Raw genomic sequence first — 26,281 nt, forward strand, 5'->3', positions numbered from 1 at the left:
ATCAAGACGAATCAAGAGAACTCCTCCGGGAGTTCTTTTTGTTGAGGGTAAAAATGGGTGAGCAATTCCGGCGAATACTGCTAGAGGAAAATAATGTTAATTGTCCTCGCTCGACAGATAGAGGCAAGTCGTGATAGGGTAATTAATTGGATGGAATACGAGTGAAGGAGGATTTGTTTGAACCGCCAGATAACTACAAAAATGAGTAAAGCGAAAATTTTTGAAATGGACATCGTGCGTGCTGTCGCCATTATGGCCGTCGTACTCATCCACTCGACAACCGAAGCGGCTGTGTATCCGTGGGAGGGGCAGGTCGTTCCGGACGAGGGAAGTTTGTCCCAGATCATTTTGTTCACCCTTAACCGGGCCTGCCAGTTTGCGGTACCCGTCTTTATTCTGATCAGCGGGCTTGTCCTGTTCTATCGATACTCGGGAAGCTGGAGCGTGAAGACGGCCGTCCAATTTTACAAACGCCGGTTATGGAGCGTTGTCGTCCCTTATCTGATCTGGTCTCTTTTTTATTATATATACAACCCGTGGATTTCCGGGCAGCCCGTAGAGTTGGATGCGAGGGAGTTTCTGGGGGATATCCAGTGGGCGGATACGGGGTATCATCTTTATTTTATGATCATTATCCTGCAGTTTTATGTGATCTTTCCGGTGCTGATGTTCCTCGCGAAGTATAAATGGTTCCGTGTTTCGATGGTCCCGCTCGGTATTTTGATCCAGTTGGGCTTCTATTCCTACAACCACTGGGTAGCGGTTATCGATCATTCTCCCTCGCTGGCGCCGACCTATTTCAGTTTCTTCCTGACGGGCGGGTTTATAGGACTGTATTACGATTTCTTCCGTCAAAAAATGAAAAGCGTCGTATCGTGGGCCCTGCTCGTTATGCTGGTGTCCGGCGGAACGTACGTGGAGATGTTCCTGCTTAACCGGTACGATAACCGGATGTTTGAGAATACCTGGTATGTTATCGCCATGCTGTTTTACGCGACTTCTATCTCGGTGGTCCTGCTCGGAGCGGGTAAATGGCTTCTGGACAAGCTGCCGGCCGCCGCGAAATGGATGCTGCCGCTCGGTTCTTACTCGTTCGGCATTTATTTGATGCACCCGATGATTCTAACGGCGTTTAAGCTGAAAATTCCCGCGCCGGGCGGTATGGCGGCTCACGATCTATATGTGGTGCTCAGCTTCCTGAGCGCTTTGCTCGGATCGCTGCTGGCCGCCGTTCTTTACCGGAAAGCCGCCCGTGCATTAAAGCCCGGCAAAAGCAAGCCAGCCTCGCCGGGCAACGTTCCGATGAGCGGCTAAAGGCTCTCGCATAGAAAATCACGTCCGTACGGGCGTGATTTTCTTTTTCTGGCGTGAGCGTGCACAGACGTTTAATCGAGGGTGAGGTAGAGAACAAAAGCGTAGGGCGATTTAGAGGCCTCTTCTTCCGGCAATTTTCCGGAAGTAACCGTGACGGCATTGGCGTCCGAAGCCGCAAATCCCCAGACAGCAGTCGGGGTGGAGTCGGGAATCGTAATTTTCTCCTGGAGCTTCAATAAGTGGGATTGGGTAAAGTGCTTGCGGTTAACGGGTACGTTAAAGCTTGAGGTCGAAGAGCCTCCCGGGTCCTTAAGGCTGTACGTTACGGCATAGGATTTGAGGACGTTTTCGTCTTTATCGTCTTTAACCTCATGTACCGAAACGATGAACTCTCCGTTGTAGTCCTTTTGCGGATTCACATTACTGCCTCCCATAGGCAGCGAAATTTGAGAGACCACATTCTCGGATGTCTTCCCGTTTTCCCATACCTTGTAGGAAATTCTCAACTGTTTTTTGTCGCCTTTGTAGCGCACCCTTACACTGCCCGCGTAACTGCCGAGGAAAGGGCTGAATTTGTCGGCGTCTCCCGCGAATAGATCGGCCGGCTCCACAATCAACTGTTCCGGGCCTGCTGCGGAAGGGAGCGGGGAAGGGCTTTCGGACGGAGGCGAAACAGTTGGAGCGGAACAGCCGCCTGCCAGCAAAGCCAGCATCAACAAGCCCGTCAATCGGTTCCGTACTTTTATGAGACGCATAAATGGGTTCTTCCTTTGCTAGTAGAGATAAAAACGAAATAAATCTTTTTTAAATTACCATATTCTCCAGAATATTTCCAGGAAGAGTTCAAGAAGATCGAAATATCCTTTGAAATTAGGGAACATGTGTTCTATAATAAAGAAATCATGTCAGAGCGCAGCTTTGTCTTGTCCGCTTCCCATTTGCAAATAGACGGGCGAACGGATACTCTTTTAAGTAGGAACGAACGGACAAGTCGAGGGGGCCTCTATACCTATGAAATCGCGAACGTTATGGTTTGTTGTCGGAACAACCGGCCTGATTTCCACATTGCTGTTTGCCGGAGGCTTCGGATATGCGGTCAAGGATGTCCTTTCTCCGGGTTCCGGCGGGGAGCAGCTGACAGCGGCTCCGAAAGAAACGTCGGCCGTGAACGAATTGGACCGAAAAAATAAAATTCAGCTCGTATCCCTGGGCGATTCGCTTACGGCGGGCACCGGAGACGGTACGGGCAAAGGATATGTGGGACGATTCCGGGAAAAGCTGGAGGAACAGACAGGCAAACCCGTTTACGTGCTGAATAATCTGGCTATTCCCGGTGCCACCACCGATGCGCTGCTTAAGGAATGGGACGGCAAGAAGACGACAGATGCGCTGAAGCAGGCGGATCTTATTTTGCTTACGATTGGCGGCAACGATATCTTCCAGGGCGGCAGCGACATTTTCACAAACAATGACCAGGGCTACAATCCGGAAGCGGCAGCCAAACGCGTCGAGCCTACTCTGGCCAATCTCGACAAGATTCTGACCGATATCAACAAGGCGAATCCGGATGCGAAGGTGATGTACGTGGGACTGTATCACCCCTTTCTGGATCTCGATCCGAAGAAAGCCGGTTCCTTGATCGTCCAGAAGTTTAACGACGGGGCTTTCGCGCTGACGAACCGGTTTCCGAACGCCGTTTTCGTGCCCACTTACGATTTGTTCGAACAGAATTTGAACAAATATTTGTTTACGGATCATTTTCATCCGAATCAGGACGGATATGAGCGGATAGCAAGCCGGATGGCGCAAATTTTGAAATGACAGGGGGAGTGAACTGTGGCTGGTGACCGGGAACCGGTGCTGTCTGTCCGGGATGTCCGAAAGAGCATCCGCGGCAAGGAAATTATCAAGGGCATTTCATTCGATGTGTACGGCGGCGAAATTTTCGGTTTCCTCGGGCCCAACGGCTCGGGCAAAACGACGACGATCCGGATGCTCGTGGATCTCATTAAGCCGTCCTCGGGGAAAGTGACGATCTGCGGCTTCGATGTCCAGAAGCAGCACAACGAAGCGATGCAGTACGTAGGCTGTATCGTGGAGAATCCTGAACTTTACGGCTATTTGACGGGCTGGGAGAACCTGGAGCACTTCGCGCGGATGCTCCCCGATACGGGCGAGGAGAGAATCAGGGAAGTCGTCGAGCTGGTAGGAATGGATGCGCGTATCCACGATAAGGTGAAAACCTACTCGCTCGGCATGCGCCAGCGTCTCGGAATCGCCCAGGCTCTTCTGGCCAGGCCCAAGCTGCTTATTCTGGACGAGCCGACCAACGGGCTGGACCCGCAGGGAATCAAGGAGATGCGGATCTTTATCCGCAAACTTGCCAAAGGCGGGCTGAGCCTGTTCGTATCCAGCCATCTGCTCAGCGAAATCCAGCAGCTCTGCGACCGTGTCGCCATTATCAGCAAAGGCCAGGTAATTGCGGTTGGAGAAGTGGACGAGCTGATCGTGCAGTCCGGCAGTACCGTGCTCTGGTCCGTGGATCCGGCTGACGAAGCTGAGGCATGGCTGGGCAGGCAGCAGGGAGTCACGGTGCTCGGCCGGCGCGAAGAGCTGTCGGATGAGGAAGACGAGCCTGCAGCGTTAGCTTCGCTTCATGCCGGGGAAAGGGCGGGAACGATTGTCACTCAATTGAGCGAAGAACGGATTCCGGAAATAAATCGCGGTCTGGTGGACGCAGGAATCCGGATCTACGCTATCGAAATGAAACATCCGACACTGGAGGATCTGTTCCTGAGTCTGACGGAGGGTGAGAAAATTGGGTAACTTGGCGGCGCTAGTCCAGAATGAAAGCATCAAAATGGTTAAAAAACGGCGTTTTCTTGTGGTCATCCTGATCCTGCTCGCTCTCATTCCTATGTTTACTTATGCACAAATGCGCGTCTCCCAGAATACAATCAAGCAATTCGGTACGACGGATTGGAGAGCTTCGGAGCGTCAGAAAATCGTGGATTACCAGCGGAGTCTCAGCTCCGCCCGTGTTCCCGAGGAATGGAAAGAGTTCAGGCGGGCACAAATAAAAATATCACAGTATTATCTGGATCATGATATTAATCCGCAATCGCCCAACGGTGTCACTTTCACCCGAGAATTTCTGAATAACTCCATCTCGCTGTTCATTCCGCTCATCATTATGGTCATCGCGGCGGATATCATTTCATCCGAGCATTCGGGCGGCACCATCAAATTGTTGTTGACAAGACCCGTAAAGCGATGGAAAATCCTAATGAGCAAGTTGATCACGCTGATTCTGTTCGTTTCACTCGTTGTTTTGTCAACCGCCGCACTCAGTTATCTCATATCCGGGCTTGTTTTCGGGTACGGGGGATGGAACATGCCGGTCTTTGTCGGCTTCAAAACGAGCGGAGGAGACGTGGATCTTAGCGGGGTCCATGCCATCGACCAGTGGAAATACCTGCTGATGGAAACCGGACTTGTCTGGTTCGTCGGCATAGTGGTCGCCATTCTTTCCCTGATGCTATCCGTGCTCATCCGTTCGACGGCGGCCGGAATGGGAATTATGCTGGCCGTGCTTATTTCGGGCACGATCCTGACCAATATGGTATCCTCTTGGGAAGCGGCCAAGTATTTGTTTATGGTGAATCTGAAGCTGACCGATTACATGACGGGCGCGCTGCCTCCGATTAAAGGCATGAGCCTCGGGTTTTCGCTGGCCGTTCTGTCGGTCTGGGCTGTGATCTCACTTTTTGTTTCGTTTGGGGTATTTACCCGTAAAGATATTTTAAATTAACGTATGAACCCGTTCGGGAATGGAAAAAGGAAAGAAGGAGGCGCTTCGATGACCGAGCAGCTAGAGATGATGACGAATCAACCGAACCAGCCGGCGGAGTACGATGCCGATGCGATTCAGGTACTGGAGGGGCTGACGGCTGTCCGCAAAAGGCCGGGCATGTACATCGGCAGCACCAGTACTTCGGGACTGCATCATCTGGTTTGGGAAATCGTCGATAACGCGGTCGATGAACACCTCGCGAAGCATGGTTCCAAAATTGACGTGACGCTTCATAAAGACGGATCCGTCACCGTACAGGATAACGGCCGGGGGATCCCGACCGGCATGCATAAGACCGGCATACCAACGCCGCAGGTTGTATTTACGATCCTTCATGCCGGAGGTAAATTCGGCGGTGGCGGATATAAGAAATCCGGCGGCCTTCACGGCGTGGGCGCTTCCGTAACGAACGCTCTGTCCGAGTGGCTGGAAGTCACGATTTTTCGAGACGGCAAGATACATAAACAGCGTTTCGAATATTGGGTCGATGAGAAGGGCGTAGAGCATGTAGGGGAACCGAGAACGGGGCTAGAGGTGACGGGGAACACGAACAAAACAGGTACGCGCGTTACCTTTAAGCCGGACCGCCGTGTTTTCCAGAACGGCATTGCGATCAGCTACGATACCCTTGCCGAACGGCTTCAGGAAATCGCTTTTCTGAACTCCGGGCTGGAGGTCATTTTGAAAGACGAGCGCACGGATCAGGCCGAAACGTTCAAATACGACGGCGGAGCGAGCGAGTTCGTCAAGTTCCTCAACGAAGGCAAATCGGTCATGCACGACGTGATCCACTTCGCATCCGAGAAGGACGACATCGAAGTGGAGGTCGCGCTCCAGTATAACGACGGCTACACGGAAACGATCGCTTCGTTCGTGAACTCGATTCCGACACGCGGCGGCGGGACCCATGAAACCGGTTTTAAAATCGCCTATACGCGGGCGATGAACGAATATGCCCGGAAAACCGCCATTTTGAAGGAAAAAGAAAAAAATCTCGACGGGACCGACCTGCGGGAAGGCATGATGGCGGTTATCAACATCAAGATGGGCGAGGTCGAATTCGTGGGCCAGACGAAAGACCAGCTCGGCAGCGCGTCGGCGAGAAGCGCCGTGGACGCTATCGTTTCGGAGAAAATGGCCGTATTCCTGGAGGAAAACCCGCAAATCGCCCAAAGCATGCTGAAAAAAGCGATCCAGTCGGCCAAAGCCCGCGAAGCGGCCCGCAAAGCGCGCGAGGAAGTGCGCAGCGGCAGGAAAGGCCGCAGCGAAAGCTCCAACCTTGGAGGCAAGCTGACGCCGGCACAGTCGAAAGATTACGCGCGCAACGAGCTGTTCATCGTGGAAGGCGATTCCGCAGGCGGATCGGCCAAGCAGGGCCGCGATTCGAAGCATCAGGCGATTCTGCCTCTGAAAGGGAAGCCGCTCAACCCCGAGAAAGCGAAGCTTGCCGATATTCTCAAGAACGACGAATATAGGGCAATCATTGCGACGATCGGCGCGGGAGTCGGCTCCGAATTTGCCATCGAGGAGAGCAACTATGGCAAAATCATTATCATGACCGATGCCGACACGGACGGCGCCCATATTCAGGTGCTGCTGCTGACGTTTTTCTACCGGTACATGAAACCTTTAATAGATAACGGCAAAGTCTATATCGCGCAGCCGCCGCTATTTAAAGTGACCAAGAAAGCAGGCAAAAACAGCACGGTACACTACGCTTGGACCGATGATCAGCTGCAGGCGCTCCATAAGGAGCTGGGCAAAGGCGTCGAACTGCAGCGCTATAAAGGACTGGGAGAAATGAACCCGAACCAGCTGTGGGAAACGACGATGGACCCGGGAAGCCGTACTTTGCTGCAGGTGCAGATTGAGGATGCGGCCAAGGCGGAGCGCCGGGTATCGACGCTGATGGGCGACAAAGTCGATCCGCGCAAACGCTGGATTATCGAAAATGTAGACTTTACCGAATCCGAAGAGTGACTGAACGTCTAGAGGTGAACCGAGTTGAGTAGTTTGGAACAGTTTTTACCCGCGTTTCTGGAAGAAGTAGTAGGGGACCGGTTCGGCCGCTACTCTAAATATATTATTCAAGACCGGGCGATTCCCGATGTCCGTGACGGACTTAAGCCCGTGCAGCGCCGGATTTTGTATGCGATGTACGATTCCGGGAATACGCCGGACAAACCGTACCGGAAGTCAGCGAAGACGGTCGGGGATGTTATGGGTAACTATCATCCTCACGGTGACAGTCCCATCTACGAGGGCATGGTGCGTATGGCACAGCCTTGGAAAATGGGCCACGTGCTCGTCGACGGCCACGGCAACTGGGGTTCGATCGACGACGATCCGGCCGCCGCTATGCGGTATACCGAAGCAAGGCTATCGCCCATTGCGATGGAACTGCTTCGGGATATCGAGAAGAGGACCGTTCTTTTTAAAGATAATTTCGACAATACGACCAAAGAACCCGTTGTTCTTCCTTCCCGTTATCCGAACCTGCTTGTTAACGGCGTAAGCGGGATTTCGTCCGGATTCGCGACCGAGATTCCGCCGCATAACTTGCGTGAGGTGATCGATGCGTGCACAGCGCTGATCGATGCGCCGGAAATCGGCATTGAAGAGCTGATGCGCTATATGAAAGGCCCCGATTTTCCGACGGGGGGCATCATCATGGGCGAGGAAGGCATCCGGGATGCGTACAATACGGGCAAGGGACGGATTTACGTGCGTTCCAAGACGGAGATTCAGGACCTTAAAGCGGGCCGGCAGCAGATTGTGGTGACGGAAATTCCGTACCAGGTCGTGAAGTCGAGACTGGTTACCGCCATGGAAAATATCCGTCTGGAGAAAAAAGTCGAAGGTATTGCGGAAGTCCGCGACGAGAGCGGAAGAGACGGCATGCGTATCGTCGTAGAACTGAAGAAAGAAGCCGACGCCCAAGGGATTCTGGCTTATCTGCTGAAAAAGACCGATCTCCAGGTCACCTATAATTTCAATATGGTGGCTATTGTGAACAAGACGCCGAAGCAGCTCGGTTTGAAAGACATGCTGTCGGCCTACATCGAGCACCAGAAGGAAGTCGTCACGTTCCGTTCCCAGTACGATCTCGAGAGAGCGGAAGACCGTGCGCACGTTCTGGAAGGGCTTGTCAAGGCGCTGAACATTTTGGACGAAGTCATCGCGGCCATCAAAGCGTCCAAAAACCGTCTCGATGCCCAGAAAAATCTCGTCAACCTGTTCGGTTTCACAGAGCGCCAGGCCGATGCGATTCTGGTTCTCCAGCTTTACAGGCTGACCAACCTGGAAATTACTTCGCTGGAAAAAGAGCTGAAGGACGTGCAGAAAACGATTAATCATCTGCGCGGCATTCTGGGAAGCATGAAGAAGCTTCTCGGCGTGATCAAGGACGAAATGAACGAAATCCGTACCAAGTACGGCATTGAGCGCCGGTCGGATATCCAGAACGAGGTTGAGGAAATCAAGGTTAACCTGGAAGTGATGGTGACGCCGGAGGACGTTCTCGTTACGTTGTCCAATGAAGGGTATATCAAGCGGACAAGTATGCTCTCTTATACAAGATCGGGTGGCACGGTCGACAATACAGGACTTAAGGAAGGCGATTATCTCCGCCATCTGAAGGAAGTCAATACGATCGAAAGCCTGCTCATTTTCACAAACAAGGGGCAGTATTTCCTTCTTCCCATCCATCTCATTCCGGAGTACAAATGGAAAGACAACGGTACCGCCATCGTGAACATTATTCCGATAGCGAAAGATGACCGGATCGTGGACATGATCCCCGTGAAGGATTTTAACGAAGAAGGCAAATCGCTCGTCTTCATTACCCGTAAAGGGCAGGTCAAACGGACCGACCTTAAGGAGTATTACACGAACCGCTCCAGCGGCATTGTCGCTTGTAAAGTAGGAGCCGGCGACGAGATTCTGCATGTCCAGCTTAGCGACGGAACGAAGGATATCATGCTGGCGACGAAGCAGGGGATGAGCATCCGTTTCCGCGAGGAGGAAGTCAATCCGATGGGTCGAGCCGCGGCGGGAGTCCGCGGGCTTCAGCTGCGGGAAGGCGACGAAGTGGTTGCGGCGGATTGGGTATACGGAGATGAGGGCGAGGTGCTCGTGATCTCCGATCTCGGCTATGCCAAACGTACACTGCTGGTGGATTATCCGCTGCAGGGACGCGGAGGCAAAGGGATCGGCACGTTTGAATTTAAGGAAGGCAAGCGCGTGAAATCTAACGGCAGCGAGCTGGTCGGCATGTTCTATTTCAAACAGGACTACGAAATTACTGCCTGGAACAGCAGCGGAGAGAAAACTGTTTTCAAAACCAACCAGGCCCCGCTTGATGATCGTAAATCGATTGGAAAGCAGCTTGTGCCGGTTTCCAAAGGCGAAAGCCTTGCCGCCCTTGTCAAGAACGCAAGCCTGGATAAACGTCCGCCGAACGCGTGACACATCTCCCTTTAAGTTTCAATCATAGCTGGTGGTAGGCGGATCCATCGTTTCCATGAGCTGAAATGCGATTTCCAGTACGACCCACAAGGGCACTTGTTCGTCCAGACGATCCAGCCAGCCCGGGTCCTTCAATAAACCAAGATCAAGTGCGCGCTGTCCCAGCGCGCTTTTTTTTATGTTCACGGGCAATCCCTCTTTCTGCCGTTTACTTACAGCATATGTGCATCCGCCCAGAAATGTGCAGGACAGGCTTGCGGCAGCAGGGGATTTTCGTCCACCAAGTTCCTCAAGGGTATTTGAAAGAGTCGGGTTACCCGGTTAGCTTGAACAGAATTATCGATCTATCTTGTTTTGAAGTCATGTATACATCTTTATTTTGGTTTATTATTTAATTTTGTGAAGTTGAATTAGTGGACGCGAGAAAAAAAGAAGTGCAAAAACGAGGCTAAAGACGCAGACGCCGGTTCTCGCAATTCGGACAACTTTTCCGTCCGCGGAGCCCGTAACTTAGCGAAAAGACGCGAAATGCCCGTTTTATTGTCTTAAAGTATTAACGGCATTAACCTATATTTCGCCATTGGACACGTGATATACTTGGATAGAAGAGTGGATGAGCCTTGAATCGGAGGAGTGATTGCAATTGTATTCGGTAGAATTTGCGAAACTGTGGACGAAGCTTTCCAAGGAGCTCAAATCCAATATGGAAGACCAGCTTGCACCGACGATTACGGAAGGCCAGCTTCACGTGCTGGAGCTGCTTGCGGCGAACGGCACGATGAAGCCTTCCGATTTTATTGAATATTTGGCTACGACGCCGGCGGCCGTGACGACTCTCCTGGACCGCATGGAACGGGCGGGCCTTATTACCCGGAGCCGGGATGAAAAAGACCGCCGCGTCGTTTGGGTCGACGTGACGGACAAAGGGAAATTCGAGCGGGAGCGCGGTCTGCAGATCCGCGAGGAAGTGCTGGACGCGTATCTCAGCCGCATTTCCTCCCACAATCAGCAGCTACTCGTTTACCTGCTCGGGAAGGTTGCGAATTAGCTCCTGCCACAAGAACCAGGGGTGGCGCTCGGGAGGAAACGACCGGAAGGTCAGCGTCTCCTGCTGCGTCGGGTGCGGGAAGGACAACCGGGCCGACCAGAGGGCAAGCTGCTGCCCCGGTTCATTCGCTCCGGCACCGTACCGCTGATCCCCGTACAGAGGGCAGCCGATGGCCGCCAACTGTACGCGGATCTGATGCGGCCTGCCCGTGTGCAGCTGCACCAGGACGAGGCTGAGCCCTTCGGCGCTGCCGAGCACCCGGTAGTCAAGGAGCGCCTCTTTGGCGCCGTCCTTGCCGGGTTTGACCACGGATACGGTGTTTGTCCGCGTATCCTTGAGCAGCCAGTGCCGCAGAGAGCCCTGCGGCTCCTTGGGTCTGCCGCGTACGACGGCCGCGTACGTCTTGTCGAACGTCCGTGTTCGCACGCTGTCGGAGAGGCGGGAAGCCGCCTTGGACGTCTTGGCGAACACCATAACGCCGCCGACAGGGCGGTCCAGCCGGTGCACGAGCCCGAGGAAGACGTTGCCCGGCTTATGATGCCGGCGCTTCAGGTCTTCCTTGAGCACGCTCAGAAGATCGGGATCGCGCGAGCTGTCCTCCTGCGTCGGCATATTGACAGGCTTTTCCACGACGAGCACGTGATTGTCTTCGTAGAGGACGGGAATGGCCTCCCCGTCCGCCGCATGCTTCGGTCCAGCCATGGCTTACGCCTCCCAGCGGCCGAGAATCCCGCAGGGCAGCATCAGCTCGCTTGCGGTGATCGGAAGCCCGATTTCGCCTGCGGTGATATGTCCGCCGTAACGCTTGTGCATCGCCAGGGTCAAAATATTTTTCAGCACCGTGGAAGAGATGCCGGTCGTATACGAATTGACGAGCAGGAACAGCGGGTTGTCCGACATGATCGTCATGCATGTCTCGATGAACGGATACAAATCGTCCTCAAGCTTCCAGGTTTCCCCGTTGGGTCCCCGCCCGTAGGACGGAGGGTCCATGATGATGGCGTCGTATTTGTTGCCGCGGCGCTGCTCGCGCTGAACGAACTTGAATACGTCGTCCGTAATGAATCGCACATGGCGGTCTGTAAGGCCGGACAGCTCAAGGTTTTCTTTGGCCCACTGCACAACGCCTTTCGAAGCGTCGACATGAACGACCGAAGCGCCCGCATAGGCACAGGCGACGGTAGCTCCACCCGTATAAGCAAACAGATTCAATACTTTAATGGGCCGGCCGGCCTTGCTAATTTTGTCCATCATCCAGTCCCAGTTGGCGGCCTGCTCGGGGAAGAGGCCCGTATGCTTGAACCCGGTCGGTTTGATATGAAACCGGAGTTTATTGTCATACGAGATCGTCCAGCGTTCCGGCAAGGTCTGGCGGAAGTCCCAGTTGCCGCCTCCGGAAGAACTGCGCCGGTAATGTCCTTCGGCCTGCTTCCAGCTTGCCGTTTCGGCCGTCAGCGGCCAAATAATTTGCGGGTCGGGACGCCGCAATACATAAGAACCCCAGCGTTCGAGTTTTTCTCCTCCGCCGGTGTCCAGGAGTTCATAGTCGTTCCAGCGATTAGCTACATACATCGGTTCATTTCCTTCTTTCCTCGCGTCAAAATGTACAGCGGTTCCTCATTCAAAAACAGCAATCCGTCCGCGGGCGGATGCCGGTATAACTTGCGGTTTTTAACACCGTTTTCTTCTAAGCATCTATTGTACAACATCCCTTGATGGAAGCCAATATAAGGAGTGTGCCCGATAAAGCGCCTTTTCGTTTCACGGAGTGCCGAATCGGGTACAAAAAGATGACTATACAAGAGGGGGATGGGTTGAAGCATATGGCGGGTAAACAGATCCCCGGCTCCGAAGACATCTACTTGTTCCATGAAGGAACTTCTTATCACAGTTATCGCCTATTCGGGGCACACGCAGAGAAAAGGGGTAAAACAACGGCCGTACGCTTTACCGTTTGGGCGCCTCATGCCCGAGAAGTGCGCGTCGTCGGCGATTTTAACGAATGGAATGGAGAAAACCACCGCATGGAGACCGTGCCTGAATCAGGCGGCATCTGGACGCTTGCGGTTCCCGGTCTGGCGGAAGGCTCCCTATACAAATATGAAATCCGCACACCGGACGGCGGGATCATCCTGAAAGCCGATCCTTATGCCGTCTATTCGGAGCTTCGTCCGGGCACCGCTTCCCGCTTTTATAATTTGGACGGTTACAAGTGGGGAGACCAGAACTGGCGGCGCCAGCGCGCCCGTAAACCGGCATACGATCAGCCCTTAAACATTTACGAGGTTCATCTCGGAACCTGGAAGAAGAAAAACCGCGAAGAGGATGAGCTCCTCTCCTATCGCGAGCTGGCGGACGAACTTGTCAGCTACGTGACCGAAATGGGGTATACCCATATCGAGCTGCTTCCGCTTGCGGAGCATCCCTTCGACCGTTCCTGGGGCTATCAGGCGACGGGCTATTTTTCGGTGACGAGCCGGTTCGGCGAACCGAAAGACTTTATGTATTTCGTGGACCGCTGTCACCAGGCGGGCATCGGCGTCATCATGGACTGGGTGCCGGGTCATTTCTGCAAGGATGCCCACGGCCTGCGCCAGTTTGACGGACAACCGCTGTACGAACCGGATCAGCCCAATCTGGCCGAAAAGCCGGAGTGGGGGACGCTGGCTTTCGATTTCAACAAGCCGGAGGTCCACAGCTACCTCATCTCCAACGCGATGTTCTGGATGGACAAATACCACATTGACGGCATCCGGGTCGATGCGGTAGCGAGCATGCTGTATTTGAATTTCGGCAAGCCGCAGTCCATGTGGGTAACGAACGAGCGCGGGGGAGACGAAAATCCGGCCGCGATCCGATTTCTGAAAAAATTAAATACCGTCGTCTTCGGCTCCTATCCGAACGCCTTGATGATGGCCGAGGATTCCACCGATTGGCCTCAAGTCACGGCGCCTGCCGATGCGGGCGGGCTCGGCTTTAATTACAAGTGGAACATGGGCTGGATGAACGACATGCTGAACTATATGAAAATGGACCCGATTCACCGGAAACATCATCATAACTTGATCACTTTCTCGTTTATGTACGCATTCAACGAAAATTTCGTGCTGCCGCTTTCGCATGACGAAGTTGTGCATGGCAAGCGGTCCATTCTGCATAAAATGCCGGGGGACTACTGGCAGAAGTTCGCCAATACCCGCGTGCTTTACGGTTATATGTCCGGTCATCCGGGGAAAAAGCTTCTGTTCATGGGAGGCGAATTCGCCCAGTTCGATGAATGGAAGGACCTGGAGGATTTGGACTGGTTTTTGCTGGACTATGAGCTGCACGGCAAAATGCAGACCTATGTCCGGGCCTTGAACCGGTTCTACCTGGAGCAGCCTGCCTTATGGCAGAACGATCACGGCCACGACGGGTTCCAGTGGATTTCGCCCGACGATTCCAGCCAAAGCGTCGTCGCTTTTATCCGCAAGGGCAAGAAGCCCAAGGACGATGTCATCGTCGTGTGCAACTTCACGCCGGTCGTCCATCCGGATTACCGGATCGGCGTTCCCGGAACGGGGACGTATACGGAAATCTTCAACAGCGACGACGAAGCTTACGGCGGATCGGGCCAGGCTAACCGGCAGCCGCTCGCGAGCGAAGCGGTTCCGGCGCACGGTTTCGACCACAGCTTGTCGCTTCGCGTACCGCCGCTTGCCGCAGTTTATCTGAAACGATCACAAGCCGAACGAACCTCGCGACGAAAGGGGAAATCGAAAGATGCGAAGTAAAGAATGTATTGCCATGCTGCTTGCCGGAGGAGAGGGCAAACGACTTGGTGTGCTCACCCAGCAGCTCGCGAAACCTGCCGTTCATTTCGGCGGAAAGTACCGCATTATCGATTTCACGCTCAGCAACTGCACCAACTCGGGCATCGACACGGTGGGGGTGCTTACCCAGTACCAGCCGCTCGTGCTCAACTCTTATATCGGCATAGGCGGAGCTTGGGACCTTGATCGTAAAAACGGAGGCGTAACGGTGCTGCCCCCTTTCATGGAGCAGGGCGGCGGAGACTGGTACCAGGGGACGGCGAACGCGATTTACCGCAATATCGGGTTTATCGACCGCTATGAGCCGGAGTACGTGCTGATCATTTCGGGGGATCATATTTATAAAATGGATTACGACCGGCTGCTTACGTATCACAAAACGAAAGGGGCCGACGCCACGATCGCGGTGATCGAGGTCAAGTGGGAAGAGGCGTCGCGTTTCGGGCTTCTGAGCGTAAACGAAGACAGCGAAATTACGGAGTTCGCGGAAAAACCGAAAGAACCCAAAAGCAACCTCGCATCCATGGGCGTATATATGTTCAGCTGGAAAGCGCTGAAAAAATATCTGATTCAGGATGAAGAGAATCCGGACTCCAGCAAAGATTTCGGCAAGGACATCATTCCGGCGATGCTTGAAGAAGGGGCGAACCTCGTAGCTTACCCGTTCCAGGGCTACTGGAAAGATGTCGGCACCATACAGAGCTTGTGGGAAGCGAACATGGACCTGCTGGACGATCCGACCCAGTTGAACCTGAACGATAAATCGTGGCGCATCTATTCCGTGACGCCTTATCAGCCTGCCCAGTTTATTTCGAACGGGGCCAAAGTACGCCGTTCACTCGTGAACGAAGGGTGCTCCGTGTTCGGGGATGTGGACCACTCCGTGCTCTTCTATGGCGTCCATATCGGCGAAGGCAGCGTGATCCGGGATTCCGTTATCATGCCTGGAGCGAGAATCGGCAGCAATGTCACCATCCGCAAAGCGATCATCGGGGAAAATACGGTCGTGGATGACGGGGCGTCCGTCGGAGACGGGGAAGAAATCGTGCTGATCGGCGCAGGAGAACACATACGGGCGACTACGGAATCGAAAGGATGAGGGTAGCATGAAGCATGTAATGGGCGTTATCAATCTGGTGAACGAGCCGGACGATCTGGAAGAGCTTACGCTTCACCGCTGTGCGGCCTCGGTTCCGTTCGGAGGCCGGTACCGGCTGATCGATTTTGTTTTATCCAACATGGTGAACTCCTCTATCGGCAACGTGGCGGTGTTCACCCAGCACAAATACCGTTCCCTGATGGATCATCTGGGTTCAGGCAAGGAATGGGATCTCGACCGCAAGAGAGGCGGCCTGTTCGTACTGCCGTCCGTCCAGGACGATCCGGCGGGCATGTCGCGGGGAGATTTGTTCCAGTTCTACTCCCACCGCGATTATTTCTACCGGGGCCGGGAAGAGCTGGTCATCATCGGACGCAGCCATATGGTATGCAACATTAATTTCGAAGACGCCGTCCGCTATCATGAAGATATGAGAGCGGATGTGACCGTCATTTATAAAGAGGCGGAAGAAGAATACTCGGGCAGCTACCGCCGCCTTGCGGTACGTCCGGACGGCAGAGTGACGGTCATAGAGGACCAGACCGGACGTCTGCGTACGGATAACGTGTCTATGGAAATGTATATCATGAGCAAGTCGCTGCTTCTGGACATGGTGGAGACCTGCCTGGCACAGGGCTACGATCATCTGGTCCGGGACGGAATCATGAAGAACGTCGACAAGCTGAACGTGGTCGGCTACCGCCATGACGGCTATCTCGGGATCGTGAATTCGATCCAGGGCTACTACCGGCATAGCATGGAGCTTCTGGACCCGTCCGTGCTGCGGGAGCTGTTCTTCCGCAAGGATCTCATCTACACGAAGGTAAAGGACGAACCGCCTGCCCGTTACGAGGCGAGCGCGAGCGTGCGCAATTCCCTGATCGCCAACGGCTGCGTCATTGAAGGCAAGGTCGATAACAGCATTTTGTCGCGGGGTGTGAAAATCAGCAAGGGGGCTGTCGTGAAAAACAGCATTATCCTGCAGAACTGCTCCATTGAAGAAAATGTCGTGATCGAGAACGCCATTCTCGACAAGGACGTGTTCATCAGCCGGGGACGTGTATTGACCGGGGATGTCCGGGCGCCGTTCATCGCGGCGAAAATGAAGGTCATCTAAAACGGGTTTGACAATCAAAAGCCGTAACCGGACGCCGCGAGCGCTTCCGGTTTGGCTTTTTCAAATAGAAATGTAGAAGAAACTTAGAAGACGGGAGTGGAGACGTGCATGAACATTTTGTTTGCGGCTTCGGAAGCGGCGCCTTTCGCCAAGACGGGCGGACTGGGAGATGTAATCGGGTCCCTGCCCAAAGAACTTAAACGCAACGGAGCGGATGTCCGGGTCATTCTGCCCAAATATGACGAGATTCCCCAAGTATTCAAAGACAAGATGGAGACGGCGAACCTCGTCACGTTCCGCGTAAATATGGGCTGGCGCTCGCAGTATTGCGGCATACAAACCCTGGAACACGAAGGCGTCACGTTTTATTTCGTGGACAACGAGTTTTATTTCCGCAGAAGCGGGCATTACGGATACGGCGACGATGCGGAAAGATTCGCGTTTTACTGCCGGGCCGTAATCGACTCGCTTCCGCACCTGGGTTTCAAACCCGATGTGATTCACTGCCACGACTGGCAGGCGGGCATGATTCCGGTTTTGCTCAAAGCGCAGTACAGCCCGTACTATCCGTTCTATGAAGATATCAAAACGGTCATTACGATACACAACCTGCGTTACCAGGGGCTTTTCTCCAAAGAGACGATGATGGATCTGTTCGGTCTGGACGCCGGCTATTTCAACGGGGAGCAGCTCGAAATGTACGACGGCGGCAGCTTCCTGAAAGGCGGACTGCTGTATTCCGACCGCATTACGGTGGTAAGCCCGACTTACGCGGAGGAGATCCGCACGCCGTTCTTCGGTGAGCATATGGACAGCCTGCTCCGCTACCGCAGCGCGGCGACCTTGGGCATCGTCAACGGCATCGACTACGATCTTTTTAATCCGATGACCGACTCCCATCTGGCTGTCACGTACCGGGACTCCTTGTCCAAAAAGCGGCTGAATAAAACGCACCTTCAGCAGCGGCTGGGACTGCCGGTCCGCGACGACGTGCCGGTTATTTCGCTCGTGACCCGGCTGGTGCAGCAGAAGGGGATCGATTTGATCCGTCACGTGCTGCCGGAGCTGCTGTCCCTGGATGCCCAGTGGGTGATCGTGGGAACCGGAGATCACGAATACGAGCAGCTGTTCCGCGAGGCGGCGGCTCAGCATCCCGACAAGCTGGCCGCGTACATCGCCTTCGACGACGGGCTTGCCCGTCAGGTATACGCCGGCTCGGACCTCTTCCTAATGCCGTCGCTCTTCGAGCCCTGTGGAATCGGACAGCTCATCGCGATGCGTTACCGGACGGTGCCGATCGTCCGCGAGACGGGCGGCTTGAAAGATACGGTGGAGCCTTACAATGAGTTTACCGGCGAAGGCACGGGCTTCAGCTTCAACTCGTATAACGCTCACGATATGCTGCATACGGTCAGACGTGCCGTGCATTTCTATCTCCATGACCAAGACGCCTGGCGCAACTTGATGGCGAATATCAAGAAGACCGATTTCAGCTGGAAAAAATCGGCTCTGCAGTACAAGTCGCTGTATCAGGAACTCATCCGGGAGGCGGCGGATGGAGCGAAAGAGCGCCAGAGAGCCTGGCAGGAGGCGGCGCGGCGGCGCGGCGAACAGGAAGCCCAGCTCCGGGTCGCTGCGGCTCATGCGGCACAGCTGAGGGAAGCGGCTCCGGTAACGGCGAGCGGCCGGACCTCCTCCGGACCGAAGTCCGCTTCCGTCGGCGAGGCGGGAGAAGACGACGGCGGCGAGGTTCCCGGAGGCAGAGCCTGGTGGAAAGAGAGCGTCGTCTACCAGATTTATCCGCGCAGCTTTAAAGACAGCAACGGAGACGGAATCGGAGACATTCCGGGAATCATTTCGAAGCTGGATTATTTAAAGGAGCTCGGTGTCGACGTCATTTGGCTGTCTCCGGTCTATCAATCGCCGAATGACGATAACGGCTACGATATCAGCGATTACCGCGGGATTATGGACGACTTCGGAACGATGGCCGACTGGGAAAAGCTGCTCGCGGAAGTGCACGTCCGAGGCATGAAGCTTATTATGGATCTCGTCGTGAACCATTCGTCGGACGAACATGCCTGGTTCCTGGCATCCCGTTCGTCCAAAGAGAATCACTACCGGGATTATTATATTTGGAGGCCGGGCCGAGACGGACAGGAACCGAACAACTGGACGAGCATCTTCAGCGGTCCCGCATGGGAGTATGACGAGCAAACCGGCGAGTACTACCTACATTTGTTCAGCCGCAAGCAGCCGGATTTGAACTGGGAGAACCCAAAAGTGCGCGAGGAAATCTACGACATGATGACATGGTGGCTGGATAAGGGAATCGACGGGTTCCGCATGGACGTCATCAACATGATTTCCAAAACAGAAGGGCTTCCCAGCGCAGGCGGAGACCGGTATGCGTGGGGCGGGGACTATTTTATGAACGGTCCGAGGGTTCACGAGTTTTTGCGGGAGATGAACGAAAAGGTGCTTTCCCGTTACGACATCATGACGGTCGGCGAAACACCGGGCGTCACCCCCGACGACGCGGCGCGTTATGCGAATGAGGACGGCACCGAGCTCAACATGGTGTTCCAATTCGAGCATATGGAGCTGGACAGCGGCTGGGGCGGCAAGTGGGACCCGTGCGCCTGGAAGCTGAAGGATTTGAAAGCGACGATCGGCCGCTGGCAGACGGGTCTGCACGGACGCGCATGGAACAGCTTGTACCTGAACAACCATGATCAGCCGAGAATGGTTTCCCGGTTCGGCAACGACGGCGAATACCGCGTCGAATCGGCCAAAATGCTGGCGACGTTCCTTCATACGCTGCAAGGGACGCCTTACATTTACCAGGGCGAAGAGCTCGGCATGACGAACGTACCGTTCAAAGGGATTGAGGATTGCCGGGACGTCGAAACGCTGAACATGTACCGCGAACGCGTTACGGAAGGCGGCGGCAATCACGACGAGGTCATGAACGCGATCCGCGTCAAAGGGCGGGATAACGCCCGGACTCCCATGCAGTGGAGCGCGGAGGAGAACGCCGGCTTTACGACCGGAACGCCGTGGCTTTGCGTCAATCCGAACTATACGGAGATTAACGCGGAAGCGGCCTTGGCCGATACGGACTCCATTTTTCATTATTACCGGAAGCTGATCGCGCTCCGCAAAATTCATCCGGTGATCGTGTACGGCAGCTATGAGATTGTGGCCGAGGAAGACGAGCGCATTTACGCGTATACCCGCACGCTCGGAAACGACAGGCTGTTCGTCCTGCTGAACTTTACCGGAGAAACGGCTTCCTTTGCGAGCCCTTACCCGCTTCTGGCGGGAGGCGGCGGTGAGCTGCTGATCGCCAACTACCCCGTTGGGGAAGGAAGCGAGACGAGCGGTCTGGACGCGGAGCTTCGGCTTCGTCCCTATGAAGCCAGGGTCTATCTGCTGAAGGCTGTCTAGGAGGCGCCTTGCTACTCTGCGTAAACCGCTTCCGCATCCTGTTGAAAGCATCTGAGACCTCGGCGGTTTCAGGTGCTTTTTAACAGAAAAAGGTGGAGGGGATTCGCATAGATCGCGTGTTCCATGAGCGCAATCGCGTCGATTAAGGCTTGCCTCAAGCCGCGCCACCCGGGATGAACAAGCGGGTTGTGGCGCACGGGGCATCCGGCCATTTTCAAGATTCTTAAGAATGTTCTGGATAAATATCCATTGAAGGAGGAGGAATACCGTTGAAAAAGTGGCTGATGACTGGTGCGGCTTTTCTGCTGCTCGCAAGTTCCGCCTCCATTCTGGCTCCAGTCCGGGCGAAGGCTATGATGATAAACGTTCCGTGGGACGTGACGCTGATCCGGGAGACGATTTTGTACGAAGACGAAACGTTCACCAAGCCTGCGGGCAGCCTCGCTCCTCTTCAGACCGTCCATATTGCGAAGAGAGACAGCCAGTGGGACACGGCCGAGAATCCGGAAGAAAAGGGATACCTTATAGAAACATGGCAGGGGGAGAAATGGATCAAAGCCGATCCGGAAACGGTCATTCCCGGCAAGTACAAGGCAGAAACCGGGACGATCACTCTGGTGGATAAGCAGGAGCTGTACGACGAGCCTCTGCAGGAATCGGCCAGCGGAACGGTCATTTCCCCGCAGCAGGTAAATGTCACGGGAACGCTCGAATGGGATGGAGCGGACTTCGGGCCTCCACAGACGGTAAAATTTACCCGCATTCAGACATGGCTGGGAGACAAGTGGATCTACGACAGCTTTTATAAGGAAGCCGTTCAGGAAAAAGCGGTCTCCACTACCGTCGACCTTTTCAAAGATACGGACAGCTTCGAGCTGCCTTACACGGGTTCGGCCAAAACGGGATCGCTGAAACCCGGGAGGTATCCGGTGACGGCCTTGTGGGAGCTTCCGCCTACGATCGGTGACGGCAGTCCGACCTGGTATAAAGTTTCCCTTCCGGAAGGGGAACGCTGGATTTTACCCGAGGGTGAGCTGGCAGGCGTCCAGGAAACGACCGGGAAAGTGGAGCTACCGACCGGCGGAAAAGGGTTCGGCAAGCCTACTTATTACGAGAATGAAGAGTTTGCCGGGGTTGCTCCGGGCAGTTACGACGCTTTTGAAACGTGGAAAGACGGAGAGCTTGAGTGGGTGCACATCCGTACGGAATCCGAAGCGTTATGGGTCAATCCCGGGCTGGCGCTTAAAGTGCGGCCTGCCGGCATTATTCCGGCAGACGAAGACGTGTTGCTCACTCCGCGTTCGGCAACGTACAAGTATCCGGACTGGAGCCGCATCCACAACATGAAGGGTTTTTTTGCCCCGCAGACCGTCAAAGCTTTCGAAAAGTGGACGTCTCCCGAAGGGATAACCTGGTATCACGTTCACGGTACCTGGGACGACTGGTGGATTCCCGAGAATGATGCCGAAGAACCCGCCAAACAGCCTGCAGAGCCGGAAATGAATACAGCGGTTTCCGGGTAAAGCGGAACGAAAGGTTCATTTTTATTTGAAGAGCTGCCATGCTAAAATAGACCTACTTGCGAGACGACACCTGATAACCCGGTGCTCGTCTTTTTTTGCTAGATCAACGATACAAGAAGGAGGGACAACAACATGAGCGCCAAATGGCTGGAATGGGCCAAGCAGATACAAGCGATCTCGCAAATCGGGCTGACCTACAGCAAGGACGTGTACGATCTGGAACGGTATGAGATGCTCCGGGATTTGAGCCTGGAGATCATGAGCGAGTATACGGACCTTCATCGTGAGAAAATCCGGGATCTTTTCGCGAACGAAACCGGATACGCCACCCCGAAAGTGGACATCCGCGCGGTTGTTTTCCGGGAGGGCAAGCTCGTGCTTGTGCGGGAAAAGCTGGACGGGGCCTGGGCGCTGCCGGGAGGCTGGGCGGATATCGGGCTGTCGCCTTCGGAAGTGGCCGTGAAGGAGGTCAAAGAGGAGGCCGGACTGGAAGTGAAAGCGGACAGGCTGCTGGCCGTATTCGATAAAAAATTTCACGATCATCCGGAATCCCCGTATCATGTGTACAAATTTTTTGTGCTCTGCACCATTACGGGGGGCGAGCTTCAAGGAGGGATCGAAACGAGCGAGGCGGCTTTTTTCGCAAAAGAGGAGCTGCCCGAGTTGTCGGCGGAGAGAAATACGGCGGCTCAGCTGCTCACCATGTTCGAGATGGCCGAGGATCCCGGCAGACCGGTTTTGCTGGACTAGAGGACATGCGGAAGCATCGTGCGACACCAAACCGGGCGGGGAGCAGCATCAGAATGGAAGCGGACTTGATCGAATTCGGGAAGCGGGGTGGTTCAATCACATGAACAAAAAGCTTGCGATCGTTTTTATAAGTGCAGCTTTTCTTATCGGATTTATGCCTTTTGTTGCGGTCAAGGCGAATTGGTTCCAACCTGCCAAGGTTCAAGCGAACGCTGACATTCTTGTTAATCTCGATCAGCAAGATTTGAACCGGCTGGACGAGTTCGTAGACCGCTTTAACCGGGCACAGGGAGATTATATGATGGTGGTCTCACCTACAATTGACAGCGGCCCTTGGATTCACGATGTGCATACGGACGGGACGGCAATCGTATGGACGGTAGACAATACCAGAGACGTATACAGCTCATCGAAACAGAAGCAATCGTATACGTGCGCTGCCGTCGAAAAAATCGAAACCTCCGAGCGGTATATACTCCAGTTAGGCAAGTGCGGCGGCATGCAGGATGACAAGCTGCCGATTCTGGAAATTGACAAGAATAGGGAGCATTAGACGGAGGCGAGCTTTCCGGGTCACGCAAGAGAGCGCTGACTTCTATTTCGGAATGATACCGTTTATGTCGGGCGGGGGATATTTTCGTACATGAAAAAGCAGCCGTAGCGATACGGCTGCTTTTTGTCGTTCACGCAGGGGCGTTCTGACGGCCGCCTGCCGGGCCGGGACGGGCACCGGGTTTACCGCTGCCCGTCCCGGCCCGGCAGGCGGCACCGGCCTGCGGCTGCACGGCCGCCGGTGCTTATGCTCAGCAGGCCGCTGCACGGCTACTGCGAAGAAGGGCTGCGTTACGGCTGATTAAGGGAGCCGGACGCGAGCGGAAGCCGGGAACTATTTTGCAGCGCATCCGGGCCTTTTCTCTCCAGAAGCTGCTGCTTGTAAAGGCTGACCGGCGTCACGTGCGCCCCGGTGGATTCCCAGAACGCTTCGCTGCGCGGTCTCGGATCATAGGTGCTCGGCACGAGTCCGGGCACCGTGGTCCCGACATGGCCGATGGCGTAGTTCTGCGCGGTCGGGGGCTGCTGCGAGGTAAGCGCGCCTTCCGTGTTCCACGTCACGTAGTTCGCGCCCGCCCAGCCGTGACCGCTTCCGAGCCATGCCCGGTCGCGTATGGAAATCGGTGCTTGGATATTGTCGTACAAGCCGCCTACCGACCATTTGTGGTGCGGCTCGCTTGTGTTGAAGTTCTTGTCCGTGGTTCCGTCCAGGAAAACGTTAGGTCCCTGCACCCGGCTGTCTACGACGAAAGCGTGGCGGGACGTTTCGACGTGATTGCGCTGGGCGAGGCTCTGCTGGCCCTGGAAGTGAATGGCGTATCTGCGGCCGCCCGTGATGATACTGACCATGTCCAGCGTCGTCGTGTCCTGGACGGTGATCCATTTCGCCTGACGGCCGACCAGCGCCGTGGCATAGGAGAGATGGGACGTGGTCACTTCGCGCAGCCAACCGTTCTTCACGCTGTTGAACACGACGAACCGTTCCGCATGTTTCTCATCGGCATAGTACGGGTCCGTTTTTCCGTTATCCATGGTGGTATCGATCACGCTTTTGTCGAACTCGGAGTCAACGCGCATGTTTTCCACGCCGACCTGCTCGATCCGTCCCGTATCGCTGTATTTATACAGCTCGCCGCCGCCCCACTTCAGATCGATGGAACTAGCCAGGGGCACATCGAGAGTGATCCGGTTTCCTTCCACCTTAAGAATCGTCCGGTCAAAATCGAGGTTGAACGCGCTCCACTGCTGCGTGCCCCCCTGCCCCGGCCGCATAAAAATATGATCCATTCCGATTTCATGGATAAACCGGTCGTTGCCGATCCGGCGGACGACGACCTTGTCTCCGGCTTGATAGGCGCTTGCATCCGCCACGTGGAAAGAAGAAGCGCCGGAAGGGACGTACAGGTCCGTAATCGCCGTTTTCGAGGCGGTATCCGTCACAACGCCGGTAGCGCCGCCGATTTCGACGAGGTTGCGGGCCGTGGCGCCCGTTCCGAGAATAACCGTGCCGTCTGCATCCTGGCCTTCACCCCGGAGGACGACTCCGCTGGCGGTAATTTTCAGCGTGCCAGACACATCGAATCGGCCTTTCGTCAGCAGAACGGCGCCCCGGAAGCCGTCGGGACCGACCGGCATCCGCGATACCGCGTCTATCGCGTCCTGGATGCGGCGGGTGTCGTCGCCCTCTCCGGGTGAGACGGCTGCTTTCGCCTGGACATTCGGGATCGGGACCCCGCCGCCTTTATAGCCGCTGCCGGAAAAATCGAGAATCCGGTTGCCTTTAAAATCCGGGACATACGTCATCTGCCCGTCCTTGTTCAGATAGGCGATGCTGCTCTGCGTCCCGGCGGCTTTCGTTTCGTCCGGCACGGTGAACGAGAACGTATCGTAGTAATCCGGGTTGCCGGGCGACGAGAAGGTAAGCCGGATGTCGTATTGTCCGGGGCCTGCGGTCTGACCGGCCAATTGCACCGTTTTCCGCTGGCCTTTGTCAAAAGCGGTGACCGGTACCGTTATCCCCGCAGCGGGACTGCCGTTCAGGCGAACTTCCCCGCTAAGCGTCAGAGCCGTGTTAGCACGGACTCCGAGGGCGGGAAGGGCTTCGCCGGCTGCGAGAATCGCGGGCTGGCCGATTTCGGTGCGGAGCGTAGGATGGGACAAGCCCGTCCCGGCGATGAACGCTTCTCCTTCGAATTCGGCCGGATCTTCCACGACCACCCAGAAGTCGGGGGATTTGATTTTTACGCCGTTTACGGTGACTTCCGCATAGACCATCGAAGCGCCGGTTTTGAGTGCCTTGACTACTCCGGCGGAACTGATTTCGATGCTTTTGGCGGCGGAAATCCAGCTAACCGCCGTGCCGGGCAGAGGGACGATGCTGCCGGAAGAGGTGACGCCTTTCACGGTTAATGTTTTCACGGCGTCTTTCTGAAGGGTCAGTTCTCCGTTAAGCGGAACTTCCTGACCGTTGTCGTTTACGAAATAGATACGTTTGAGGTCGCTAGGCACGGGATTTTCACTATTCACATCCTTCGTAAGCTGAAATTCGAACACATTTACATTCAGGTTTTTGCCGAGGGTCAGATTAAGGCGGAAATAGCGGGCCGTAACCTCTTCGAAGAAAGCGTTCTCATTTTTGCTCAGCGATTGGTTCCGGGAGTAGGCGGTACTCCACGTTATGCCGTCGGACGAATACTGGATGGTATACGAGGCCAGATTATCCGCCCGGTTAAGCGAAATCAAGGCTTTGTTGACGGGCGTGCTCTGACCCAGGTCGACCGAGAGCCACACATTCATGTCCTCGCGGTCGGCGCCGGACGGCTGCCAGTAAGTCGCAGCGTCTCCGTCGACGGCTTTGGATGCTTCCCGGCCGCTTACTTCGGAGCTGGCCGACGCTGTCAGGCCCGCTGCCTGGACGGCTGTCGGCACCGCGGTTTGCACGGTCTGCTGCTCCTGCTCCTGAGCCTGGGCCCGTGACGTCAATGCCAGAGGCTGCGGCAGCACGAGAGCGGCGGTCAAGACGACCAGTAGCTTTTTTGACTTGGCGGAAACGGCTTTCATGTTCCGAAACACCTCACCTTCGTAAGAATGGTTTAAAACACCTTCACTATAGCAGAGAGGCGCTTTAGAAAAATATGGTTTTTTTTAAGGAGTTGCCCATGCCCCCGCAATCGTAAAAAAGCACAACTCGATCTTAATTGACTCTATTCAGGCCGGCGGCAAACACTTTTATACTGGATACAGAGGACAATGAAAGCTGGTATAGATCGTAAGCTGCAGCAAAATGGCTGACCACC

Annotated in this window: 18 protein-coding genes and 2 pseudogenes; 15 read left to right on the top strand and 5 right to left on the bottom strand. The window is 54.9% G+C overall.

Annotated features, from left to right (window positions below):
* Nucleotides 1-177: 177 nt before the first annotated feature.
* Entirely contained in the window at nucleotides 178-1,314 is a 1,137-nt protein-coding gene (locus tag AC58P5_RS16070) for an acyltransferase (RefSeq protein WP_497388148.1), read from the top strand.
* A gap of 71 nt (nucleotides 1,315-1,385) precedes the next feature.
* Here the strand turns inward: AC58P5_RS16070 and AC58P5_RS16075 are convergent, their stop codons facing one another.
* Nucleotides 1,386-2,069 carry a hypothetical protein gene (locus AC58P5_RS16075; protein WP_497388150.1) on the bottom strand — a complete coding sequence of 228 codons (684 nt, stop codon included), beginning with the start codon at nucleotides 2,067-2,069 and terminating at the stop codon, nucleotides 1,386-1,388.
* Between the two features lie 256 nt (nucleotides 2,070-2,325).
* On the opposite strand from AC58P5_RS16075, the gene AC58P5_RS16080 reads away from it, so the two are divergent.
* Genes AC58P5_RS16080 through gyrA form a run of 5 tightly spaced genes read left to right on the top strand, consistent with a single transcriptional unit; the run spans nucleotide 2,326 to nucleotide 9,634 of the window.
* Nucleotides 2,326-3,135 carry a GDSL-type esterase/lipase family protein gene (locus AC58P5_RS16080; RefSeq protein WP_497388152.1) on the top strand — a complete coding sequence of 270 codons (810 nt, stop codon included), beginning with the start codon at nucleotides 2,326-2,328 and terminating at the stop codon, nucleotides 3,133-3,135.
* A 15-nt stretch (nucleotides 3,136-3,150) separates the two neighbouring features.
* The gene (locus AC58P5_RS16085; protein WP_497388154.1) at nucleotides 3,151-4,140 is read left to right on the top strand and encodes an ABC transporter ATP-binding protein; all 990 of its coding nucleotides are present in this window, start codon (nucleotides 3,151-3,153) and stop codon (nucleotides 4,138-4,140) included.
* Nucleotides 4,133-5,125: an ABC transporter permease gene (locus tag AC58P5_RS16090; protein WP_009675515.1), complete on the top strand. Its 993-nt coding sequence runs from the start codon at nucleotides 4,133-4,135 to the stop codon at nucleotides 5,123-5,125. Before AC58P5_RS16085 ends, AC58P5_RS16090 begins: the two co-directional genes overlap by 8 nt.
* A gap of 48 nt (nucleotides 5,126-5,173) precedes the next feature.
* Nucleotides 5,174-7,147, top strand: a complete 1,974-nt coding sequence (gene parE / locus AC58P5_RS16095) for a DNA topoisomerase IV subunit B (protein ID WP_497388156.1) — start codon at nucleotides 5,174-5,176, stop codon at nucleotides 7,145-7,147.
* Nucleotides 7,148-7,171: 24 nt separating this feature from the next.
* Nucleotides 7,172-9,634 carry a DNA gyrase subunit A gene (gyrA, locus tag AC58P5_RS16100; RefSeq protein WP_497388158.1) on the top strand — a complete coding sequence of 821 codons (2,463 nt, stop codon included), beginning with the start codon at nucleotides 7,172-7,174 and terminating at the stop codon, nucleotides 9,632-9,634.
* Nucleotides 9,635-9,652: 18 nt separating this feature from the next.
* Here the strand turns inward: gyrA and AC58P5_RS16105 are convergent, their stop codons facing one another.
* The gene (locus AC58P5_RS16105) at nucleotides 9,653-9,820 is read right to left on the bottom strand and encodes a hypothetical protein (RefSeq protein ID WP_497388160.1); all 168 of its coding nucleotides are present in this window, start codon (nucleotides 9,818-9,820) and stop codon (nucleotides 9,653-9,655) included.
* Nucleotides 9,821-10,277: 457 nt separating this feature from the next.
* On the opposite strand from AC58P5_RS16105, the gene AC58P5_RS16110 reads away from it, so the two are divergent.
* Nucleotides 10,278-10,682, top strand: a complete 405-nt coding sequence (locus AC58P5_RS16110) for a MarR family winged helix-turn-helix transcriptional regulator (protein WP_497388161.1) — start codon at nucleotides 10,278-10,280, stop codon at nucleotides 10,680-10,682.
* On the opposite strand, the gene AC58P5_RS16115 is transcribed toward AC58P5_RS16110, so the two are convergent.
* A complete protein-coding gene (locus AC58P5_RS16115; RefSeq protein ID WP_497388163.1) occupies nucleotides 10,647-11,384 on the bottom strand; it encodes an RluA family pseudouridine synthase in 738 nt (245 codons plus the stop codon). The two genes, AC58P5_RS16110 and AC58P5_RS16115, sit on opposite strands and share 36 nt — an antisense overlap.
* A 3-nt stretch (nucleotides 11,385-11,387) precedes the next feature.
* On the bottom strand, nucleotides 11,388-12,254 hold the full coding sequence (locus AC58P5_RS16120) for a class I SAM-dependent methyltransferase (RefSeq protein ID WP_497388165.1): 867 nt from the start codon (nucleotides 12,252-12,254) through the stop codon (nucleotides 11,388-11,390).
* Between the two features lie 251 nt (nucleotides 12,255-12,505).
* On the opposite strand from AC58P5_RS16120, the gene glgB reads away from it, so the two are divergent.
* From glgB to AC58P5_RS16160, 8 genes and pseudogenes are all read left to right on the top strand, one after another.
* Nucleotides 12,506-14,455, top strand: a complete 1,950-nt coding sequence (glgB, locus tag AC58P5_RS16125; protein WP_497389096.1) for a 1,4-alpha-glucan branching protein GlgB — start codon at nucleotides 12,506-12,508, stop codon at nucleotides 14,453-14,455.
* Complete coding sequence (locus AC58P5_RS16130) at nucleotides 14,445-15,593, top strand: glucose-1-phosphate adenylyltransferase (protein ID WP_497388167.1); 1,149 nt, start codon at nucleotides 14,445-14,447, stop codon at nucleotides 15,591-15,593. The genes glgB and AC58P5_RS16130 overlap by 11 nt, the downstream gene beginning before the upstream one ends.
* Before the next feature lie 7 nt (nucleotides 15,594-15,600).
* On the top strand, nucleotides 15,601-16,710 hold the full coding sequence (glgD, locus tag AC58P5_RS16135) for a glucose-1-phosphate adenylyltransferase subunit GlgD (protein WP_497388169.1): 1,110 nt from the start codon (nucleotides 15,601-15,603) through the stop codon (nucleotides 16,708-16,710).
* 108 nt (nucleotides 16,711-16,818) lie between these two features.
* A pseudogene (glgA, locus tag AC58P5_RS16140) lies at nucleotides 16,819-18,240 on the top strand (glycogen synthase GlgA); the annotation flags it as partial.
* A gap of 231 nt (nucleotides 18,241-18,471) precedes the next feature.
* Nucleotides 18,472-20,160: pseudogene (locus AC58P5_RS16145) on the top strand (glycoside hydrolase family 13 protein); the annotation flags it as partial.
* A 269-nt stretch (nucleotides 20,161-20,429) separates the two neighbouring features.
* A complete protein-coding gene (locus AC58P5_RS16150) occupies nucleotides 20,430-21,683 on the top strand; it encodes a hypothetical protein (RefSeq protein WP_497388171.1) in 1,254 nt (417 codons plus the stop codon).
* Nucleotides 21,684-21,815: 132 nt separating this feature from the next.
* Nucleotides 21,816-22,433 (top strand): NUDIX hydrolase, encoded by a 618-nt coding sequence (locus tag AC58P5_RS16155; protein ID WP_497388173.1) that lies wholly within the window; start codon nucleotides 21,816-21,818, stop codon nucleotides 22,431-22,433.
* 100 nt (nucleotides 22,434-22,533) lie between these two features.
* Nucleotides 22,534-22,986 (top strand): DUF4362 domain-containing protein, encoded by a 453-nt coding sequence (locus AC58P5_RS16160; protein ID WP_497388175.1) that lies wholly within the window; start codon nucleotides 22,534-22,536, stop codon nucleotides 22,984-22,986.
* A gap of 290 nt (nucleotides 22,987-23,276) precedes the next feature.
* Here the strand turns inward: AC58P5_RS16160 and AC58P5_RS16165 are convergent, their stop codons facing one another.
* Complete coding sequence (locus AC58P5_RS16165; RefSeq protein ID WP_497388177.1) at nucleotides 23,277-26,045, bottom strand: discoidin domain-containing protein; 2,769 nt, start codon at nucleotides 26,043-26,045, stop codon at nucleotides 23,277-23,279.
* Nucleotides 26,046-26,281: the final 236 nt, after the last annotated feature.

Source organism: Paenibacillus sp. JT31N7, assembly GCF_059692095.1.